Consider the following 19,214-nt stretch of genomic DNA (forward strand, 5'->3'; position numbering starts at 1 on the left):
GGTGATGAAGCTATCATGATGTTAAAATAATTAGTGTTTGATTAATTCGCTGATTCAACATATTTCACAAAGTTGTTCAGGATAGCTTGCCATCCTTGCTTCTGAAATTCAGGGTCATTTTCTGTTTCAGCATCAAATGTGGTTGTTATAGTGGTTTTACCATCTTGTTCCGCAAACACGGTAACGACCTTTCTTTCGTCACTCAGGGTATACGCAATTTCCTGATGTAATTCAACTTCGTCGTAAATACCTTCAAAGTCAAAACCGAAACTGCCGTCTTTGGCTTCCATTCTGTGCTTAAACTTACCTCCTACTGTCAGGTTGTTTTCACTGCTTGGGGTATGCCAGCCTGCGTCTGGAGTATTCCATTGGATAATGTCATCCGGAGTATTCCACGCTTTCCAAACTTTTGCTACGGGAACATTTGCTGTTGCTCCTACTGTAATTCTTGTTGCTTGTGCCATAATTATTTTTCGTTTGTTTAATTTTACTATTCAAAGGTACATCGGTTTATAAAATCAGGCCTATTGTGAAAATGACAATTTTCAGGGTGAATTATGACAAAACTATTTTCGTAGCTTAGTAGCTTAATGGATAATTAATATGCGAATTTCAGTCTTTGTACCTGAGTATGGGGTAATTGAAGCCGTTACTCCCCCTTATAGAAGCTTCCATACTGCCAATGAGTTTTTAACCACCTTCGGTAAAAAACCAATTTTTGAGGTAGAATATGTAGGTTTAAACAAACATGTGCCGGCGAACAGTGGTGAGTACATGATTAAAACCGATAGATTACTCAAAGATGTTACTGAAACAGACTTGTTGATTATCCCCCCTACATTTGGCAATACCATTAAAGGAATAGAAGCCAATGCAGAAGCCATACCCTATTTTAAAAAGCTATATAAGAATGGTTCAAGTCTTGCCAGCTTGTGCATTGGTGCTTTTTTATTGGCTGAGACAGGTTTGCTCAATGGTAAAAAATGCTCTACACACTGGGCTCATATAAATGAATTTAAAGAAAGATATCCAGAGGTGGAGGTAGAAGATGGAGCTATCATAACAGAATATGATAATATTTACAGTAGTGGCGGAGCAAGTAGTTTATGGAATTTAATCTTATACCTTATTGAAAAGTTTGCTGATAGAGAAACAGCGGTTATGATTTCTAAATACTTTGCGCTGGATATTGACAGAGACAGCCAATCTCAATTCGCAATGTTCAAAGGGCAAAGAAACCATGGTGATGTGGAAATTCAAAAAGTACAGGATCATATCGAAAAAAACTATGAAAATAAGATAACAATAGAATCGCTGGCAACCCTGATTAATATAAGTCGCAGAACATTTGAAAGGAGATTTAAAGAAGCTACCAACAATACATCCATAGAGTATATACAAAGAGTAAGAATAGAAGCTGCCAAAAAATCTTTTGAAGCATCAAGAAAAAATGTATCAGAAATAATGTTTGATGTAGGCTATACGGATACGAAAGCATTCAGAGGTATCTTTAAAAAGATTACAGGACTTACTCCAATTGAGTATAGAAATAAATTTGCAAGAGTAACCCATGAAGTATAACGCTTACAATCACGTACAGATCACTTCAGTTGTCAATAATTTTAAACAGAAGATTCGTCTTTTTACTCTTTTATAAATCATATATAGAGTCTAACTTTACTATAGTGATAATATATTTTTTATTTACTTTTCAACTCCAGAATTATGCGTTTCCCCTTCCTCTGCCTGTGTTTTTTTGTTTTATGCTCCTGTCAGCAAAAACCATCCTCAGAAACTCTTGATCAGTATTTTAACTATGGCGATTCCATTGAATCGGCGGGAGTGAAAATGATCCCTGTCAAAACGCCGGCAGGTGAGTTTAAGGTATGGACGAAGCGCTTCGGTAAAAATCCCAAAATAAAAGTGCTTTTGCTCCACGGAGGACCTGCAATGACACATGAGTACATGGAATGTTTTGAGACATTTTTCCAGCGGGAGGGTTTTGAGTTCTATGAGTATGACCAATTGGGTTCTTATTACAGTGATCAGCCTAAACAAAAAGAACTATGGACCACAGAAAGGTTCGTAGAAGAAGTAGAGCAGGTGCGCAAGGCAATTGGTGCAGATCAAACCAATTTTTATATACTGGGTAATTCCTGGGGTGGAATACTTGCAATGGAATATGCGCTAAAATATCAGAAAAACTTAAAAGGAGTTGTTGTGGCTAATATGATGGCCAGTGCTCCTGAATATGGCAAATATGCAAATGATGTATTAGCTAAACAGATGAAACCTGAGGTGCTGACAGAAGTAAGGGCTTTAGAAGCTAAAAAGGATTTTGCTAATCCCCGTTATATGGAACTGCTTATCCCTAATTTCTATCATGAACACTTATGCCGTTTAAAAGAATGGCCTGATGCACTTAACCGTTCTTTTAAACATGCAAATGGTGATATTTATACCTTAATGCAGGGACCAAGCGAATTTGGAATTGGTGGCCTGCTCGCCAATTGGGACATTAAGAACAGGCTAAAGGAAATTGCAGTTCCTACATTGATGGTAGGTGCCAGATATGATACGATGAATCCAAAAGCCATGGAAGAACAAAGTAAGATGGTTCAGAAAGGGCAATACCTCTATTGCCCGAACGGAAGTCACCTGGCTATGTGGGATGATCAGAAAGTATTTATGAATGGGGTAATTAAGTTTATTAAAGGGGTTAGCGCTGAGTAAAACATCGTTTATGCTGTTTTGAGGTCTGGTCACAGATCGTTTACTAAAACTGAATCGATGTCGTATCCCGGAGAGCCAAATGTATTAGCCGCTTATCTTATCGAAAAGCGGCTTTTTCACCAGTGGGTCCAACGGGTTGCTTCTCGAACCATTTCCTACCTGATTTATATTTAATCGCTGATTTGGCTCGATAAATAACAAAGTTTAATACCAATAAAATTACCATAAGAAGAAGGATCGATATTAATTAAGTCTAAGGTACATTCTCCTATTAGATCACACTGTTTTTAAAACACCGCCATCTGCTCTTATACTAGCTCCATTTGTAGCTAAAGAAAGTGGACTTGAAAGATATATTGCTAAGTTAGCGATCTCAGCCGGATTGATAAAACGTCCTATTAGTGAATGAGGATTTGTCTGTTGCAAAATTCCCATCTTCATCTGCTCAACACTTAAGTTTTGAACATTTGCAAGATACTCAACAGTATTAGCAACCCCATCTGAATAAGTAGGGCCGCCTAAAATAGTGTTTACAGTCACCTCTGTCCCCTTGGTTAATTTTGATAATCCATTACTAACTGCCATCATTGCTGATTTTGTCATTCCATAATGGATCATATTCCCGGGGATATTAATGCCCGATTCACTACTGATAAAAATAACTCTTCCCCAATTATTTTTCAACATCTGTGGAAGTAATTTCCTCGACAGACTAACACTGCTCATTACATTGATCTCGAAAATCCTGTACCAGTCTTCATCTGTAAGCGCTGTAAAATCCTTGAGCTCAAATATACCGACATTATTGATCAGGATGTCTATCTCATCCAACTGATCCAGTAGTCCTGTTACTTGTTCCCTATCTGAAAAATCAGCAGCTATTCCTGAGACAATGGCATCCGGAAACTCTCTTCTTAGTACTGCCAGCGAATTGTTCAACTTTACCTGATCGCGCCCGTTTATGATAACTTCAACAGCCTCAGCTAACAATTGCTGTGCTATGGCAAATCCGATTCCCTGAGTAGAGCCGCTTATAAATGCTCTTTTTCCTTTTAAATTTAAGTCCATTCTATTTTTGTTTTTTTGTAATGATCAATACAAAATTGCCCAAAAAAAATTAACGAAGTATGTCCAGCTGCATTTCTATTTGCTCACTAAGTACCTTTTGGTCAGGGTAAATTCTTCTAAGTGTATTCAAACCACACCAGAAGGTTACCAAATATCTTCCCAACACTTGCCCGGATAAGGGATTTCTAAGATTACCTTTAAGCTTCTCCTTTTCAAAAACATCAGTGAACATCTTTTCAACATCTTTTAGGATATGGACCGCCTCTGCTTCCAATTCTTCATCCACAAAAGTCATTTCAACAACCGTATTAGCTACGATACAGCCTCTAAGGTTTTCCTCCCTGGAAGATTTCGCAATGCTCCTGAAAAAATCTTTAATCAACTCCAATGGCGCTCCGCTTATTTCCAATTCCTTTCTGAAATTATTAAATTCTTCCCTACGTTGTAAGATTGTTGCTTTAAAAATTTCTCTTTTACCACCCTTGAAACTATTATAAAAACTACCGGAACCTATTCCGGTAACCTCTAGCAGATCGCTTAGGGATGTTGCAGTATATCCCTTTTCCCAGAATACACTCTGAGCCTTACTAACAAGCTCTTTGTTCTCAAATAGTGTTGGTCTTCCCTTCATGGTAATTCAATTTTTGTATTGATCAATACAAAAATAATAAAAACATATTATATTCAAAAATTCCACAAGTGGCAAACTCAGCTCTAAGACTGAAATAAACAAAATGGTAAGCGAAATAACCTATAAATCGGGGATATGCAATTGGGTATTTTTACAATCAATGATATCCGCAATGATAGTGGGGCCGAAGTGTCTGCATACAAAAAAATTGATTAATAAAATGAGTTTATGATAATTAGAAAGAAATGCAGGAAGACTCACAAGACCATTTGAATTATTAATCAATAGGTAATTTTATAGAATGAGTTGTATTTCTTATAAAAAGAATGCTATCAAAGTCCACACCGATTTTAATTGACAGGGGTTTTGGTTCTCTCCAGTCAGAATAAATATTAGTAATGAAGCCCGTCACTCCATTAAATGGATTACCCTTATGAAACGGAAGAAAGAATGAACTGTATTTCGTTTGAGCTAACATGTGGGAAAAACTGTTTTCTTCTGCTTTAAAAATATGAGTTTCAAATTTGCCATCTTTTAAAACATTAACCGTGCCCTGATAAGTATCAAAACCTATTGCATAGAACTGATCACCGAGTTGTCGTTTTAAGTACGAGCCCATCGAAAGCGAAACTGAATCCTTTTGAAGGTGTGCATTATGTGTCCACACTATTGCTTTTTTCCTTTCGGAATCCGAAGATTTGATGAGATTTTCTGCCATAAATTTATCACGGGTAATCGGATTGCTCCAATAATCTTCATGGTCAAGTCCAATCAATATCACTTTATTATTCGGTTTACTTATATTGTATTGCCTTAGCCATAAGAGAGAATTGTAAATCTCCTCGGTAGAATATAGAGCCAAATCTTTCATAAGCTCTTTTAAGTTGCCTTCTCCAGTCTGCAAATATGAGTTAATTGGCGCCATGATAGATTGTGGAACTTCAAACGCGATTAGATTAAAATCTACCTTACTCACTAAATAACTTATTACCTGTGCTTTCAGGATATAAAATTCGTGAGTGCCATGAGAAGCCTCCCCGAGCCCAATTATAGTTTTATTAGCCAATTCAGTTTTTAAAAAATCCAGGTCACTAATATTCAAGGGGAGATCTGAATTCAATTCTTGTGCATTCTTATTAATCCAGTTAATTGAATCCTGGCCTGAGGCCGAATAAGAAAACAACATAAAAATTAATATTAGTACCTTTCGGTAATTGTTTAAGTATTTATTTTTCATAGACTGTTATTTTATTTAAGTGATGCATTGAATACTAAAATTCCATAACTGGAATTGTCATAAATGAAGAATCTGATCTTTTGTATAAAATGTATCTATTTTAAAACACCTATTTCATCAAGAATAGTATTGGCTATTTCAATATGAGCATTGTTAAAATCTGGATTTTTCTCTGTTGATTGTATACAATCTGAAAAATAGAAAACATTGTCTTTAGTAGTCACATAGCTGACATACCATCCTATATATTTACCATCTTGTTTGCCGGAACCAGTTTTAGCCCGTATAACATAGTTTGATTTATTATCAACTATCATAACATCTTTTAAAATGGACATAGATGATTTAGAGAAAGGGAGTTTACCATCATCCAACCTTTTTAAAAACTCGATTTGCTGAATTGGTGATATCCTAAGTCCACCCGACTCAGTCAGATATCCAGAATATAGCTAACTATCAAAGAAGTAATCTTTCTTGTGATGGGGCAAATCATGTATGCGGGGTCTACTTGGCTACAGATAAGCCTCTGGGACAGCAACCAGTTGGAACCCAGTTCAATGCTGTGAAATCCGATCTTTGGTTGTCGGAACAAGCTGCAGCTCCAACTCTGCCTACTATTAGCATGAAAGACTAATAGAATAATAGAGGATGTCTCATTTATTTATGACACACCCTCTGTTTAATTTCTTACAACTCTTTATATACGTGCCTTACTGGTTCACATTGATTTTGTTAATAGAAATAGGAAGAATTATGACCTCAGACAAATAATTTTTCATTATTTCATTCGTAGATATCCCTAGTTGGCTAAACCAGAAATCAAAAGAACCTCCAATTATTCCAATCTCAGGTACGTATAAGAATCTATCTATACCGCGTCTTGAGTTTGTACCATCAGCAATTCTCCAATCTGAAAATTGCCAAAATTTATAAGCGGTATAATTTCCAACATAAAGTTTAGACGATAAGAAGTTTAATGGTCTTTCAAGCGGCTGCTTTAGACTAGAGCTACCTGAAGCGCTTTTAGTGAGAAGTGCATTAGGAGAATATTCGTTGTAAATATGTTTATACTTTGTCTCATATTCCGATACAGAGTACGTTGGAGACTTAATATTAATAAATACATTTCCCATTTCATTTGGAAATATGAGTTCCTGATTTACAATTTTAAAGAATTCAGTTATGCAATAATTCGAAACATAATACTTCCCATCTCTGTTTATAACTACTTTAATATCATTTCTCTTCAAATGGTCTGGGTTTTGGAATTGGGATTTTTGATATATTTGAAAGCCTTGATCAAGTATTTTTTTTAAATCTTCAACTCCTACCACATTATTTAATTGATTTATTTTAATTTCTGACCATAAATCTTCTGTTTTTGTTGGTAAAACTGAAAACAGTACGAGTAAGTTTTTATCGATTAAAATATTAAAAAGCTCAATGTTCTTATCTATACCATAGAGCTTTTTTGAATTGAGCTCGACTAAATTTATTTTATAATCCGGGCTTTTCGGTTTGATTACAAAATATTTTGTGTTTTGTTGCTCACGCTTATTTAAGGCATTAGAATCTATTTGATTAGCCTTTAAGTTGCTACTGAAGATAAGTAATAGTATTACTGTTATTTTGAATTTCATTTTATTGACATTTAGAGCCTGTCTGATTATTTTTTCTGGTATCTCTTTCATTTTCATTAAGTAACTTCTGATTATTACTTGTATTAAAGATACCTGCGGCTGCCATAGCATTAACAGTTGCCTCAGGTAGATTGGGATTGTACAATTTTATAGTATTTGCTAATTGAGTATAAAAGTTCAATCCCATACGTGAATGATCGCTTACAAATATATTTTTAGTAAAATCAAATTTAGTTCCATTAATATTTACGTATTCAAGATTTACATCTGGATATTCTGTTGCAAAACTACGTCCTAATCTGAGTTTTTCAGCACTTAAGTAGGCATGTAGTGCTTCATGATACATTGTTACTAAAATGTATTCTTTTGTTGCGTAAGATAAAACATCTTGATTAATTCGAATTGTAGATGACATAGTAAATCCAGCATCAAAATTGTATCCATTTTTAGGACTGATATCAGTTACTATTTGATCTCCATCAGTAAATCCGCCGCCAGTAGTTGAAGGAAATGAGGCGGGAATAAATTTTATTTGCATATCGCAACTACCATTAAAAGTAGTATTTATAAGAGAAGCGATATCATTTTTTAACAGTGGTAATTGTGTAAGTAATTCCTGAGCACAGGGATAATTTTGTAAAGAATCAATTATATCCTTTTTTTCTGGAGTAGGATCAGGGCCAGCACCTCCATCAAAACCAGTAGGGTCAGAACGTTCATCTTCTGGGTTACCTCTAGGGCCAGTTTCTGGTCCCCATGCACCATCATTTCCTCCACCCGGACAATAATATCTGCCTGGTCTTTCTGTGCAGGTTTGACCTCCACCTGCTCCAACGCAAGCAAAACCACCGCTAATATATACACATCCTCCATCTCCTAAGCCATTTACAACTGTTCTATTTGGATTAGTTCGACTTGGAATAACTAATTTCCTGTATAGACCACCTTTGTATTGAAATATCTTTTTAAGATTTCCATACCAGTCTTCAATAACAACTAAACCCGAAAATTTCTTCTCTTTTGACGTGTTATTCACATACTCCTTATCTGGCATTGTGATTACTTTTTCAACTTCAAATTTATCCTCTTTATTTTTATAAAAGAGTAAATAGGTAAGTTGATCAAAAGAGTAAGTCCTGGTTGTACCTTCAATTTTATATTTTAACTTACTGTCGAATTTTAATGGAACACGTAATGCATCGCCTTTTTTGCTGGCATAATCCCAAAGGGCATTTGGGATCTCATCTGAATTGGTAGGTTTGGAGTCGCTGGAAGTTATTTTGCCATCGGTATTTTTTAATACCGAATTATAAAAGTAGTCTTTTGCATCTTGAATGTTAATTTCGTTTGTCCCTGGATTTTTTTTGCTATTTGTACCGTCCTTTTTGCAAGCTCCAAAAAATAAGATGAGGCAAGTCATTGTGATAAGTATTACTGAAATCGTTTTTGGTATTGTTATTCTCATGAAAATTTGATTTTCGGCGAGTATACCCCAAATAAATGACAATCGACTGCTAATTACACCAACACCAATATTGCCAATGTGAATGGACCACCTCATATTTAAATCATAATATTAATCTCTATTTACAATCGCTTCTCCCAAAAAAGAAAATAGCCTGAACAGGGTGACCATTTGAATTTACGCTGTTGTGCATAGATACTTTACAAAGACTGAAGAAGCGAGAGTCAGAATTAAATTTCTCAATTTATAGGGCTCAATGCCTAGTGTCATGTAAATAAAAAGAGGGCATCTCATTCATTTATGACACCCTCCATTATTTTATTACAGATTTTTAGTAATGCCACTTATATTTATAGCTTGCCTGTCAATTTGCAAAGTGTAGCGAGTAGAATTCGGCAGAAGCTCTTCAGTTTTGTTATTGATTCCCTTCTACTTCCTCTAATCTTCCTAATCAAATTTTAAGGTTATGGATTTTTATTATTATTTTTGTGTAGAGCAGTTTTCTGTTAACATGCTTGTTAAACTAAGAGTTATGACAGTTGCGACAAAAAATATTATAGATACATATTCTTCATTATTTGAAGGTTTGGACTCATTTACCAAACTGGAACTAATAGAGCGTCTCTCAAGATCACTAAAGAAGGAAAAGAACACTAAGGAAAAAGCATTTTTTAAATCTTTTGGCGCATTCCCCGAAGGCAAATCTCCTGAAGCTATTAACGAAGAAATCAAAGCATCCAGAACTTTCAGAAATAAAGACCTTAAATTCTAATGCAATATCTTTTAGATACTAGTACCTGCGTATTCTATTAAGGGGTAAACTTGACCTTGCTTCTATCATACGTGAGAAGGGAAGAAAGAACTTCTTTATTTCTGAAATCACTGTTGTCGAATTGAGATTTGGCGCTGAGAATAGTGATAATCCAGAAAAAACTCATAAGGCTGTAGATGATTTTGTCAATGGATTATCCATAATACCTATAATTGGTTCTATAAGACGTGATGCAAAAGAAAAAGTCCGTCTTCGTAAAATGGGAAAACCAATTAATGATGAATTTGACTTATTGATTGGAGTAACATCTGTTGAGAATAATTTAGTATTGGTTACTGATAATGTTAAGGATTTTGAACGTCTAGAAGATATCCAGATTGAAAACTGGTATCAGCGCTAATACGATGTACATCCTCCCTTTACAAAGGCTAATATTTATATTGCTGTCAGAATTTTGAATTAGGGTCAACAACACTAAGATTCCTGGCTTCAGCTTGTTTCCTGTTATTCAAAATTATAATCTGACTTCTTATCTATAAAACTTGAGCTGCCGAAAAAGAAATAGATTGAACCTTTTAGAACTCTTCTTATAGGTTTAAAGAGTTTCGTTCATATTAGCTATTTTATAAAAAAAAGAGTTGTTTCACACCTATTTTTCCGTAACAGTTGCGTAACAGTTTTACTGTGTAGTTCAACAAGAATTCCTGCTGAACTTAACTTCCAAACAACTTTCAGTACCGTTATTATGTACTCAACATTTACTTACAAACACAAAAAAAGCCGCTTCTATCATCTAGAAACGGCTTTTTACCAGTGGGCCATACTGGGTGCTTCTCGAACCATTTCCTATCTGATTTGCATTTAATAGCAGATTTGGTTAAAAAAATTGCATAAGGGCTTTAAAAGGAAACCTTGAAGTCGGAAACTAATCTACTATTTGGCTAATTATATGAATTATAAACTAATGATTTTATCAGCAACACTCAAGCAGTTCTCAAAGGCTCCACTTAATCCCATCCTTTCCGTCTCAATTTTAAATAGACTCATTGCGACTTCTTCCCTGCCAATACTTGCTTTTTTCAGGTTAAAAATTTCAGCAACATAGCTTTCATATTCATCCCTTGCATCATCAACGTCACTAATGCCAATCGGATCCCAATCAAACCACAAAATTTCATCAATCTTTCTATAGATCAAAAATTCTTTAGCTGCCTGAATATTATTTCTAAAATTTTTGTTGTTGAATAATAAAATGATCGCTTGAATTTCGTTCATTAGCCTGATATCTTTAAAACTACGAGCTGTTTGCAAGGCAAGGTTTGGTATATACCAGCCACTATCAGCGTCAAAAGGAGCAGGTTGACCAGAAGTGTTATAAATCACTTTAGCTATATTTTCTGCTAATAATAGAAAGCTCTCAGGCTGGAAATGCCTATGATCAAGTAGAAATTTTCTGATTTTTGAGAACTGAGTATGTGCTTCCGGCCATCTATATTTATCGTCAATTATTGAATGGAGTTCCCTTACTGAATTTGGAATCTCTCTAATATAATTATTAAACGTCGACAATATAAGTCCTGACCAATATGGTTTCAAACTATTAGGCACATTTTCAAAAATAGCCTTACCAATGTTCAAATCTGGTTCTATGTCTTCCTTCTCAATCATCTTTATTAAAGTTAGCCTTACTTTCTAATTCCCATTTCTTTATATGCATGCACTTCGCAATACACAAGTCCTTGAAGCGATATTTTGCTGCATACAGCCCAGATACATTTCTTCGTTGAATTTCCTCTGGTTTTAAGTAACAGGTCAATTTGTAATTCACTTGAATCATAATTAACCCAGTTATTTAAACTTTCTAATTGGACAAAGAACTGTACCTGATATTTGTCCGGCTTATCCAATCTCCAGTGACTTTTATCAATTTTATACTGATAAAGCTCATACCATTGGCTTTGCAAAATCGAGAACTAATTGATCCAAAATTTCTTGGTTTAAATAATATATCTTATTACTAAGTGGCTTAACAAGTCTGTTCATCATAATTCCCAAATCTCCCAGTGTCTTTCAATTATTTTCTTCGAAATACTGTCAGGCTGACCTTCGTCATTGTACTGATCAAAGAATTCGCTATAAAGATCTACGAATGCATCCTTGTCTTTTACTGCGGTCCCCCAAGTAGCCATTTTAATTGTTTTTTAAAGTCCATTATCAGTTGTCAATTCTATTGTCATTACCATAAAGTATAGCGCAGCCTTCTTCTGTCTTTGCTAGATGAACCAATTCTTTCTGGAAATTATCAATTGCACTAGGTTCAACAATAATTTCTAATTTCAATTTATTCTTTTCCTCTTGCCTAAATTCTGTTGCGACATTGCTTTCTAATTTTATTTCAACCCCAACTAGTCCAGACCTACCAATTGGATAATATTTCATTGAAAAATAGGCATAGCTATCTTTCCCACCTGCTTCATGAAATAAAGTCTTGTCGCCTTTTGGAAAATCTGTTAAAGTTGATGCAAATCGTGATATGTCCTCCGATTGATCATATATCTGGGTTGTTCCGGAAAAATCAATGTTTGATGCCGTCACCTTCAATTCGAACATATCATCATCCTTCCAGATAATTCTTAGTTCCAGAAATGATTTTCGATTGTCAAATGTCATTGTTGTTTTGTAATATAGTACGTTTGCAGCATTATTTTGTGAAAAGGTTTTTAGACCATAAAATCAATGAAGTTCTTTTAAGTAAGTTATAGTCTACCCCCTATTCAAATAGGCTTTATTAAAGATATTAATCAAGCTACTAAGGTACAACAGCAGAAGAATAGTTACCGTGAAAACGTACCAAATTTTCTATATTACACAGAGCATCTGCTCAAGTTCAACAATAATTAAGTATCATTTCAACCTGTTCAGGTATAAAAACAGCTTGTAAGACACAAAAAAAGCCGTTCTTCTTATCGAAAAACGGCTTTTTAAGCAGTGGTGGATCGGATCCAAACTACGAACCATTTCTTAGCTGATGTGCAGCTAATAGCATATTTGGACTTATAAATGATTCGGTATAGATTCTACACTTTTACCTCATATAAAAAAAGTGAGGTAAAATCAGTGTGAGAGAAACAGGCCAATTATCTTCATAATCAGATTAGAGTTCGTCCGCGGTGCTTCTTGGTGAGGGTTGAAAAAAATGAGGAAAAGTGTATTAATATTTTTATCAATACGAAAGTTTAAATATTCTGTATGCTCGTATTCTTTGTTCATGTCAGCACAGGTGTACAAATAATTTACGGTATATTCAAAACAAATCTTTCCCTTCATTTTTTTTTTTTATCGAATTCAACCTCTACAATTTCAACTCCAGAAATCTCAGGTGCCCCCCCTTCGTGTGAATGTGGTTCCATTAATATGTTTCCAATAATATCCATTGGACTTTCCTCATCATAGGAACTAGGTCTAAGTGCGATATCTATAAATTCTTGTATAGTGATTTCTTCGTTTTGGAGGGAATCATAATCTATTGCAGAAAAACTAAAATCTAATTCGGCCATTTTCAAATATTAAATATAGTTAGTGAATGATAAGTAGTGGAATAATTATAATTGAAAATATGGTCACCTTAACCAAATTAGTTTAAACCAAAAAAGTTGGCAGATATAAGAAATATAAACATTGGAATAACACAAAATCCTAATTTGGCATATCGCCTATTTCCCAATACCTTTGCATAGCCAAACCAACTTACATTTTGAATACTTGCTATAAATGCGGCCATGAAATGGTCACTGAAGAATACTACAAAACTAATAGAGACCAGTTCACAACCGAACCGAAGTTCAATCACTACGAACACATCATCCAGAACGCACTGTTCGGAAGATTGAAGCCAAACAATATCCTGTGCAAACAGTGTGGAAACGATGCTAGCACAGATATCGACAAGGACTTTGTGACTTTGTTCCACTTCATCACCGAGACGATCAAGCACGTCCTTATCAAAAAGGATCACGGTAAAGGGAGTGTGAACACAATGAAGGGTGTATTATTCGACAAGGAACTCGCACGCAAGCGTGATATCATGATTAGGGACAACATTGTTGCGCCAAAGGAACCATTCTATGATTATGATGCTACAAATTCGATATTAACCATCTATGCGACCAAAGTACGGGCCAAACAATACACAAGCGTAGTAAGGGAAGAACTTAAGGAAAAGGGCATCGACTACGACCAGCTGAAGGTAGAGTTTGTAGAGGACATCTCCCATCTTGGTGCTGTAGGTATATTCTTTACAGAAGGCATCGAAAATTTCCACCAGAAGCTCACCGATGGTTTCCGGAAGATTGCTGCAGGTTTCGCTACCTACAGTGGTGTTGAGCGCAGCCAACTAAAAAATCTGCTTGAAATCGATGGAGATGGAAAAGCAGAATTTATATCAAGTGGAAATGTATTTCCATTTGTAGCGGTGGGCATCGTAGATCAGCAAATTGAAATCAACAGACCAGATATTGAGCGTCACTACCCAAGCCATACGATCATCTTATTTTCGCAAAAACTTGCTGAGGATGTACAGCATCTGTACTGCTATGTTGACCTTTTCAGTACATTTCAGTACTATGTACTTCTTAATGATGACTATAAAGGGGAAATGATCTACCAAAGCTATCACCAGGCGACCGCGGTAGAATCAAAACCTTGGACGGATGTAAGAATGACTAGGCCAAAATATTTCAACATTATCGTTGACGATTATCAAATCGACACTTCCAAATATAAAGGAACCACACTAACAGAATATGCAAATTTCCTGCAAGATGCAGTGGACAAATATACGTTCATTCCAGCGCTGTCGCTTAAAGAACAAGTAGATCGCATAATGGATATCGTAATGCAAAGCTATACAGCAGCACAAACCGAAATTATCAATACACCGTTGGTCGATAGTTTAAAAAAACTGAAAAAGACCGACCCCATTATCCTGCTTCAGGAACTGAGTGCCTATTTTGAAGATCCAGAGGCATTCCAAACCTTCCGTACCTCATTTTTTGAAGATGACGGTAGTGGCATTGGTGAAATCATGTCAACTCCCATTGCAAGCAGTGATAGTTTTATGACCAAGGCAGTTATGAGAGCCTATTGTACAATGAAATTCAATCAGATGTCGGAATTTGTTTTCTCGAATACTAAAGACCCAAAAAAATAATATTCAATATTTGGTGGAAAACTTTAAGAAAATAACACAACAAAGAAAATGAACCCCAGTCAAGGTATCTAATGCTGAACCCAGGATCAGTGGCTTTGGGTAAATCAATCTAAAACGGTTAATTACCAACAACTCCTATCACTGTATTTATTGATTCAGCGTCTTCGTTTGCTTCTGTACCATCTTCTCGGACGGTACTTTTATGTCGAAACTCATCCATATATTCTGGAATAACAAATTCGGGGTCGCTCATATTAAAAGCAATGTTTTTGGGTATACTAGGGCCGTTGTCTATACGCGTTTGTGGATTTTCAGGGTTCTGAAATGTTTTAAACAGCCCAAATATTTCGTCTACTTTGAAATTATAGGATATTTTACCTGTTTCAGGGTTGTAAGAATACGAATAAAATGAGGCCATTACCTGATCTGTTGTAGGTTCATTCGACTTTGGATCATGATCTGGATATTCCTCAAGAATAAACCTGGTTTCCGCACTAACAAAATTATATTTCTGTAGAAAAATATCATTTCTTATTGCAATATTATCTCCAAATCCGCTTCTTTGAACCGATGGATATATTATTGCTTCAATGTTATCAACCGATTGTATAGGATAAAATAATTGTTCGGAAGTGATCATTGCACTAAAAATATAATCTCTTGGCCTGCTTCTATCAACTTTTAAAGTAAATACGTCAACAAAAAATTCCCTAATCAAAGAGTAAACTAACCGTAAAGGGTTTGAAAAATTTTCAGTAGAAAATGGCTCGGGAACAATAACAGAACAAATACTATTAGCACCATCCTTTAAAACAAACCGACTTACAGTTATAATATCTCCATATTTCGGCTTGGTCTCCCAGTATGCAGATGCTTCATCCAAAGAGCAATAAAGCACCTGTTCATTTTCAATATTGCATCGATTTACTTTGACTAAATGCAACGGCGGGGCAAGGAGATCATCTATAGTTGTAAAATAGCTTACTGGCATTCCTCTACCAGCAAAAATATTTGTATTATGCGAGATTCTGACCAAATGTCTAGGCAAGCTAACAGCCTTGACAACTGATTTCAGATTGAAAAACGTTGATACGTTTTTTTTTAGTAGTTGATACTGTTCTTCTGGCAAATCTTGAATCTTTCCAAATAGGGATCTATACCAGTTCAATTTATCAATTATCTTATGTACTGGATGAAGATTTAATTTCTCTGTATTAAATTTGTTATTAGCGATTTTGGCAATTCTTCCGTGTTCATCAAGTAAATCTTCAGCCATTTATAAGCTTATTTAAGTAAATACATATTCATATGTGTAAATATACTAAGTTAACTACTTTAAATCTCAAACTCAAAATGCCCCTTATTTATAACTCACAATAAGTATTTGTATTTTTGAAGTCACCACTGGATACTAAAAGCGATCGTAGATGATATTAATGAATGAAGAAGAAATTAGAGGAAAACTAATTTTACCTTTCTTAAATGAGCTTGGTTTTGATCTTTCTGAGATTTCATTGGAAAAATCATTTTCAATTAGACTTGGAAAGACTGAACACATAATCAATGGCAGATCCGATGTGCTTTGTAGAAGAAATGGTAAAAATCTCTTCATCATAGAACTGAAAAAGGATTCTGTTGATATCTTACAAAAAGACATAGATCAAGGAATTTCTTATGCCAGGGCACTAATCGATGATATCGCACCGTTTACGATAATTACAAACGGAAAAACAACAAAGATATTTGACTCAATTTCGAGAGTTGATCTTACTGGTAAGAAAATTTCCGAACACTCAGATTTTTGGAAAAATGGTTATATGCTCTCGACAGACGAAGAATTACGAATAAGGTACGAAGCACTAAAAAACTTTATTTCTTTTTCAGACGAAAATTTGAAGATATTCTGTGGGAACCAGGTCCAGGATAGAATGGGACCAATTGTTGGTAATATTGGTGATCCGACTTCTAAATTTGTAATAGATCTGTTTGTTCAAAGAAAAAACTTGCAGTCTTCCTTCAATAGCTTTGTTGATTCTGACGGGTCTTTTTTTGCCATAGTTGGAACAGCCGGGGTTGGAAAAACAAATACAATGTGTTCATTGGCACTTCAAAGCTTGGAAAACAGCTTTGTGTTCTTCTACAATGCAGCAATTATCAATAAATCACCATTGGAGCATATCGCACAGGACTTAAATGGTGTTTTTTCCAGTAAAAGTGAAAGCAATAGTGTTCTGAAGAAACTCGATGAATTGGGACGATTTTTAAATAAAAATGTTTTCTTATTTATAGATGCAATAGATGAAAGTGTCAATACGAATATTTCACTTGAATTAAGCGAGCTTGCTGTTGCAACAAGAAATTTAAATAAGGTTAAAGTCTGCATCAGTTGTAAATCCAATATTTGGAAAAATATTCTAACTGTAAGTGGTACACATACGCACTTATTTGAAGAGTTGAATAAGTTTCATCAGCCAATTGGAAGTCTCGATAACAATCCTGGATTTTTACTGAAGGATTTCACTGAACAAGAGTTAACTGGGATAGTCCCTTTATATAGAAATGCTTTTGGTTTCAAGGGTGAAATTTCCGAAAACCTTTTAAAAGAATTAAGAAACGGTTTCTTCTTGAGAATATTTAGTGAAGTCTACAGTCATAAACTCATACCTGAAAAAATCGATGACAAGGACCTAATAAAGTCATATTTGAAGCAATCGTTTGAAAAAACAAAGATTGATTTCCAAACGGGTATGAGAATTCTTTCAAAAATAGGTATAATATTAATCAATCATAAATACAGTGAATGGGATGCATTCAATGATGATGGGTTAGAAATTGAGACATTGCTAGAAAACCTGAATTTTTCTTTAAATGAAACGTTGCCCGAGGATCTATTTGCTAGAAATATACTTACAAAATCGAACAAGGAGGATTCTTATAATATCTCTTTCTATTATTCTAAAATTCGGGATTACGTTATATGCTTTCATTCTTATAAATTAGACCAACTTGGCGACAATGAATTTTATAAAATACTTGACGATTTCTACAGCAATTACATCGGCCAAAGTGCTATTGAGTTTTACTTGGAGAATGCAACTGAAAGCCATAAGTATACGTTGATAAAATACAAAAAAGACAAGGCCCTTGCGTACGTAAACAGCTACAATTCCTATCTGGAAGAAAACTTTAAAAATTCAAAGAAGCTGTTTCTTCCGAAAACAGATGGTGAAATTGGCATTGCGTTGCCAGTTGATCTGATAAAAAAGGATGGTTATGCTTTATTTCCGTTAAAATCTGCAGCATCTGAAAAAATATTACATAAACATCTTGAAGATGCCTTTTCAGGTGAATACTGGAATAGTCGAATGTATGAGATTGGAGCTTACACTGTTTATGGAAGTAATTACTCACTCTTGGTAGCTGATCAAGGTAAAGCTGTTAAAAAACAGATTTTCAAACAATTAAAAGATATAATTCAAAAAGGCAAGCTTAGCGCATACAATTCTGAAATATTGATAATGGAACAAGTGTCCTTAATAATTTATTATTATCAAAAACAACTAGGATATAATGACAGGATAGATGATTTGTACATGCCCAGATTCGAATTAATCTATCCGATTGATTTACAAGATTTACAAAAAAGAATATATAGATTTAGAGCCTACGAGTACTATAGAAGATTAGACTACAGCATTCCATCAAGCACTATTGACCTAAGAGTGGAAGATGCAGTCAAAAACAATCTTGATATACCTACACTGAACATTACTGGAGACTTTCCACCTTTTGAAGAGCTGTCTAAGATCGTTGGCATACTACAAAAAAAAGGAATCCATAAGTTAGAGAAGCATCATTTGCCATATCCTGACAAATCGGTAATGGAAGCAAAGAATTTTTACCAGCAAAATAACATAAGAGATATTCGGAAAATCAGATGTTTTCAATACACTGAAGACCAAGCGAAATTTTATATCGAATCTTTCTTCAAACATTTGGAGATTTGTTACAAGGATTTTGTTGAATACCTTTTTCCAACATTTAAGAATGAATTGTCCTTTTTTAACTCCTTGCCTCACGAGTACTTTTTTTATATGAAAGATTCAGATGTTTCAAAATGGGGCTCATTTGGTTATCGTTCGTCAAAAGATGGCCAGACAAAATTTAATTTCAAGGGCGATATTACAATCGAACACGCATTTAAAGAAGATGGAATATCGATATTGCGAGGATTTTCACTTGACAAATTACTTCGTAGTGATTATCATAATGATATAAAGACAATAGATAAAATTAACACACCGAAAGTCGACGAATTTTGTGTAATTAGGAATTGGGTTTACAAGTTACTTAAAGATGATATGAGGGGAATTTTTAAAGAACACAAAGAGTATATTTAGAACTTTAATATGGAAACCTACAAACTAAAAATATTGATTTGGGTTCAAAAAGCATCTTC

General features: G+C 34.7%; 18 protein-coding genes. 6 read left to right on the plus strand and 12 right to left on the minus strand.

What is annotated here, in order from left to right:
* Nucleotides 1-41 precede the first annotated feature (41 nt).
* Entirely contained in the window at nucleotides 42-464 is a 423-nt protein-coding gene (locus PL_RS09030) for an SRPBCC domain-containing protein (RefSeq protein WP_041877960.1), read from the minus strand.
* Between the two features lie 139 nt (nucleotides 465-603).
* Here PL_RS09030 and PL_RS09035 point away from each other — a divergent pair, with 139 nt between their 5' ends.
* A complete protein-coding gene (locus PL_RS09035; RefSeq protein ID WP_348621492.1) occupies nucleotides 604-1,581 on the plus strand; it encodes a GlxA family transcriptional regulator in 978 nt (325 codons plus the stop codon).
* Nucleotides 1,582-1,725: 144 nt separating this feature from the next.
* Nucleotides 1,726-2,733, plus strand: coding sequence for a proline-specific peptidase family protein (locus PL_RS09040; protein WP_041877962.1), 1,008 nt, complete (start codon nucleotides 1,726-1,728; stop codon nucleotides 2,731-2,733).
* Between the two features lie 276 nt (nucleotides 2,734-3,009).
* On the opposite strand, the gene PL_RS09045 is transcribed toward PL_RS09040, so the two are convergent.
* The 6 genes from PL_RS09045 to PL_RS09070 form a co-directional block, all read right to left on the minus strand.
* Complete coding sequence (locus tag PL_RS09045; protein ID WP_041877964.1) at nucleotides 3,010-3,801, minus strand: SDR family NAD(P)-dependent oxidoreductase; 792 nt, start codon at nucleotides 3,799-3,801, stop codon at nucleotides 3,010-3,012.
* 49 nt (nucleotides 3,802-3,850) lie between these two features.
* Nucleotides 3,851-4,432, minus strand: a complete 582-nt coding sequence (locus PL_RS09050; protein WP_041877967.1) for a TetR/AcrR family transcriptional regulator — start codon at nucleotides 4,430-4,432, stop codon at nucleotides 3,851-3,853.
* A 277-nt stretch (nucleotides 4,433-4,709) separates the two neighbouring features.
* Nucleotides 4,710-5,669, minus strand: coding sequence for an erythromycin esterase family protein (locus tag PL_RS09055; RefSeq protein WP_041882529.1), 960 nt, complete (start codon nucleotides 5,667-5,669; stop codon nucleotides 4,710-4,712).
* A 95-nt stretch (nucleotides 5,670-5,764) separates the two neighbouring features.
* Nucleotides 5,765-6,103, minus strand: a complete 339-nt coding sequence (locus PL_RS09060) for a penicillin-binding transpeptidase domain-containing protein (protein WP_082035934.1) — start codon at nucleotides 6,101-6,103, stop codon at nucleotides 5,765-5,767.
* Nucleotides 6,104-6,379: 276 nt separating this feature from the next.
* The gene (locus PL_RS09065; RefSeq protein ID WP_348621495.1) at nucleotides 6,380-7,360 is read right to left on the minus strand and encodes a hypothetical protein; all 981 of its coding nucleotides are present in this window, start codon (nucleotides 7,358-7,360) and stop codon (nucleotides 6,380-6,382) included.
* Entirely contained in the window at nucleotides 7,311-8,774 is a 1,464-nt protein-coding gene (locus PL_RS09070; RefSeq protein ID WP_041882533.1) for a hypothetical protein, read from the minus strand. Before PL_RS09070 ends, PL_RS09065 begins: the two co-directional genes overlap by 50 nt.
* A gap of 532 nt (nucleotides 8,775-9,306) precedes the next feature.
* Between PL_RS09070 and PL_RS09075 the strand changes: the two genes are divergently transcribed.
* Both PL_RS09075 and PL_RS09080 read left to right on the plus strand, forming a co-directional pair.
* Nucleotides 9,307-9,546: a hypothetical protein gene (locus PL_RS09075; RefSeq protein WP_041882588.1), complete on the plus strand. Its 240-nt coding sequence runs from the start codon at nucleotides 9,307-9,309 to the stop codon at nucleotides 9,544-9,546.
* A gap of 121 nt (nucleotides 9,547-9,667) precedes the next feature.
* Nucleotides 9,668-9,946 (plus strand): hypothetical protein, encoded by a 279-nt coding sequence (locus PL_RS09080; protein ID WP_235324535.1) that lies wholly within the window; start codon nucleotides 9,668-9,670, stop codon nucleotides 9,944-9,946.
* A gap of 554 nt (nucleotides 9,947-10,500) precedes the next feature.
* Here the strand turns inward: PL_RS09080 and PL_RS09085 are convergent.
* The 4 genes from PL_RS09085 to PL_RS09100 form a co-directional block, all read right to left on the minus strand.
* Complete coding sequence (locus tag PL_RS09085; RefSeq protein ID WP_052496312.1) at nucleotides 10,501-11,214, minus strand: hypothetical protein; 714 nt, start codon at nucleotides 11,212-11,214, stop codon at nucleotides 10,501-10,503.
* Nucleotides 11,215-11,588: 374 nt separating this feature from the next.
* Nucleotides 11,589-11,735 (minus strand): hypothetical protein, encoded by a 147-nt coding sequence (locus tag PL_RS09090; protein WP_160292105.1) that lies wholly within the window; start codon nucleotides 11,733-11,735, stop codon nucleotides 11,589-11,591.
* A 25-nt stretch (nucleotides 11,736-11,760) separates the two neighbouring features.
* Nucleotides 11,761-12,216 (minus strand): hypothetical protein, encoded by a 456-nt coding sequence (locus PL_RS09095; RefSeq protein ID WP_041882535.1) that lies wholly within the window; start codon nucleotides 12,214-12,216, stop codon nucleotides 11,761-11,763.
* Between the two features lie 653 nt (nucleotides 12,217-12,869).
* Entirely contained in the window at nucleotides 12,870-13,103 is a 234-nt protein-coding gene (locus PL_RS09100) for a hypothetical protein (RefSeq protein ID WP_348621498.1), read from the minus strand.
* Between the two features lie 227 nt (nucleotides 13,104-13,330).
* Between PL_RS09100 and PL_RS09105 the strand changes: the two genes are divergently transcribed.
* The gene (locus tag PL_RS09105; protein ID WP_041882537.1) at nucleotides 13,331-14,755 is read left to right on the plus strand and encodes an HNH endonuclease; all 1,425 of its coding nucleotides are present in this window, start codon (nucleotides 13,331-13,333) and stop codon (nucleotides 14,753-14,755) included.
* Between the two features lie 118 nt (nucleotides 14,756-14,873).
* On the opposite strand, the gene PL_RS09110 is transcribed toward PL_RS09105, so the two are convergent.
* Nucleotides 14,874-16,031: a hypothetical protein gene (locus PL_RS09110; RefSeq protein WP_348621500.1), complete on the minus strand. Its 1,158-nt coding sequence runs from the start codon at nucleotides 16,029-16,031 to the stop codon at nucleotides 14,874-14,876.
* A 160-nt stretch (nucleotides 16,032-16,191) separates the two neighbouring features.
* Here PL_RS09110 and PL_RS09115 point away from each other — a divergent pair, with 160 nt between their 5' ends.
* Complete coding sequence (locus PL_RS09115) at nucleotides 16,192-19,155, plus strand: type I restriction enzyme HsdR N-terminal domain-containing protein (RefSeq protein ID WP_348621501.1); 2,964 nt, start codon at nucleotides 16,192-16,194, stop codon at nucleotides 19,153-19,155.
* Nucleotides 19,156-19,214 lie beyond the last annotated feature (59 nt).

Source organism: Pedobacter lusitanus (assembly GCF_040026395.1).
GTDB classification, from domain to species: domain Bacteria; phylum Bacteroidota; class Bacteroidia; order Sphingobacteriales; family Sphingobacteriaceae; genus Pedobacter; species Pedobacter lusitanus.